This is a genomic window from Sphaerisporangium flaviroseum (assembly GCF_039537005.1).
GTDB lineage: Bacteria > Actinomycetota > Actinomycetes > Streptosporangiales > Streptosporangiaceae > Sphaerisporangium > Sphaerisporangium flaviroseum.
On sequence record NZ_BAAAZR010000067.1, the window covers coordinates 1 to 2,832 of the forward strand.

General features: G+C 70.6%; 1 protein-coding gene. It reads left to right on the forward strand.

The window, feature by feature from the left end; genetic code table 11:
- Nucleotides 1-2,788: Tn3 family transposase (locus ABD810_RS40755; RefSeq protein WP_344953924.1), on the forward strand; the 2,788-nt coding region annotated here is incomplete at its 5' end.
- Nucleotides 2,789-2,832 lie beyond the last annotated feature (44 nt).

The window sequence follows — 2,832 nt, forward strand, 5'->3', positions numbered from 1 at the left end:
CCACCGCACGCAGATCCGGGCCCACCTGGGCTACCGGGTGTGCAGCGTCGCCGATGCCGACAAGCTGACCGACTGGCTCGCGGCCAGCGTCGCGCACGCCGAGCGCAACCCCGATCGCGTCCGGGACGAGCTGCTCGGGCAGTGCCGCCGCGAACGGATCGAGCCGCCCGCTCCGGCCCGGCTGGCGCGGATCGTGCGTTCGGCGCTGCACACGGCGGAGGCCACCTGGTTCACCCGGATCGCAGCACGCATCGACGCGGCCGCTCGGGCCCGCCTGCTGGCCATGGTCGCAGCGGCCACCGGCGATGCTGCGCAGCCGGGCGGAGCCGAGCACGAGCTCGGGGCCGGGGATCAGGTGGAGGCCGTCGACGAGCCGGGCCTCGACGATGAGGATGCCGATTCGGTGCTGGCGTTGATCAAGGCGATGCCGGGCAACGTCAGCCTGGAGTCGATGCTGACCGAGATCGGCAAGCTGAAGGCCATCCGGGCGATCGGCCTGCCGCGGGGGCTGTTCTCCGACGTGGCGCCCAAGGTGCTGGCGGGCTGGAAGGCGCGGGTGATGGTGGAGTCGCCCTCGCATTTGCGTCGCCGGGCGGGCAGCTTGCCGGCGGGCGCAGTGACGCTGCTGGCGGCGCTGGTGGCCGAACGGGAGCGGGAGGTGACCGACAACCTGGTCGACCTGCTGATCGCCACCGTGCACCGGATCGGGGCGCGGGCCGAGCGCAAGGTGACCGAGGAGCTCGTCAACGCCTTCAAGCGGATCTCGGGCAAGGAGAACCTGCTGTTCACGATCGCCGACGCGGCGCTCGCGGAGCCGGACGGCACGGTACGGCAGGTGGTGTTCCCGGCGGTGCGCGGCGGCGAGGAGACACTGCGCGAGCTGGTCAAGGAGTTCAAGACCAAGGGGCCGATCTACCGGCGCACGGTGCAGACCACGCTCAAGGCCTCCTACACCGGCCACTACCGGCGCGGCCTGATCGAGCTGATCGAGGTGCTGGAGTTCGCCTCGACCAACAGCGTGCACCGGCCGGTGATCGAAGCGCTGCAGCTGGTGCGGCGCCACGCCAAGGCGGGCAATATCACTTACTACCCCGCCGGGGAGGTCGTGCCGGCGCATCGCGGCACCCAGGGCGACTGGTCGGATCTGATCTACCGCCAGGACACGCGCGGCCGGGGCCGGGTGGCGCGGATGGTGTATGAGGTGGCCACCTTCCAGGCGCTGCGCGATCAGCTGCGCTGCAAGGAGATCTGGGTGGCTGGGGCGGGCCGCTGGCGCAACCCCGACGAGGACTTGCCGGCCGACTTCGAGTCCCGCCGCGCTGAGCACTACGCCGAGCTGCGCAAGCCGCGCGACCCGCAAGCGTTCTGCGACGCGCTGCGCCAGGAGGTCAGCGCCGCGCTGGCCGAGCTGGATGCGCGCCTGCCCGGCCTGGAATGGCTGCAGATCGCCGAACGCAAGTCCGGCGCGATCAAGCTGTCACCGATCGAGGCCGCGCCCGAGCCGCGCAACCTGCGCCGGATCAAGAACGAGGTCGCTCGCCGGTGGAGCGCCGTCCCGCTGATCGACGTGCTGAAGGAGGCGATCTTGCGGACCGGCTGCCTGGAGAAGGTCGCCGCGCTGACCGGCGGCGGCCATCTGGACGGGCAGGTGCTGGCCGAGCGGCTGATGCTGCTGATCTACGCCTATGGCACCAACTGCGGGATCCGTTCGGTCACCTCCGGCGCGCACCCGCACACCGAAGAAGAGCTGCGGTACGTACGGCGTCGCTATCTGAGCGCCGAGGTGGCGCGGATGGTCGCTGTCGAGATTGCCAACGCCACCTTCGCCGCCCGCGACGCGGGGCTGTGGGGCGCCGGATCCACGGCGGTGGCCTCCGACTCCACCCACTTCCGGGCCTGGGATCAGAACCTGTTCACCGAGTGGCACTCGCGCTACGGCGGCCGCGGCGTGCTGGTCTACTGGCATGTCGAGCGAGGCTCGGTGGTGGTGCACTCCCAGACGCTGAAGGCCTCGGCCTCGGAGGTGGCGGCGATGGTGGAGGGCGCCATCCGGCACGGCACCACCATGAAGGTGGAGGGCAACTACGTCGACTCCCACGGCCAGTCGGAGATCGGGTTCGGCATCACCCGGCTGCTCAACGTCGACCTGCTGCCGCGCATCAAGCAGATCAACCACGTACGGCTGTATCAGGCCGAGTCCGGCGACGCCGCCCGTTACGGGCGGCTGGCTCCGGCACTGACCCGGCCGGTGCGCTGGGACCTGATCGCCAAGAACTACGACCAGGTGATCAAGTACGCCACCGCGATCCGGACCGGCACCGCCTCCACCGAGGCGATCTTGTCGCGGTTCACCCGCTCGGCCTCACATCCGGCCTACCAGGCGATGCTGGAGATCGGCCGCGCCCAGCGCACCGTCTTCGTAGCCCGCTACCTGCGCGATCGCGACCTGCAGCGCGAGATCGAGGAGGGCCTGAACGTGGTGGAGGCGTGGAACGGTGCCAACGCCGTCATCTGCTACGGCCGGGGCGGGGAGATCTCCACCAACCGGTGCGAGGAGGTGGAGATGACCGCGCTGTGCCTGCGGATCCTGCAGGCCGCCTTGGTCTACGTCAACACGCTCATGCTGCAAGACGTGCTGGCCGAGCAGCAGTGGGCGGACCTGCTCACCCCGGCCGACCGGCGCGGCCTGACCCCGCTGTTCTGGCAGCACGTGCGCCCCTACGGCGAGGTGCGGCTGAACATGGCGGCCCGACTGCCGATCAGCGGCTCGGTCGGTGAGTCGCGATGACATCGAGCTCTGGGGCGGCTCGCCGGGGCAGCCTGTCGGCGTGG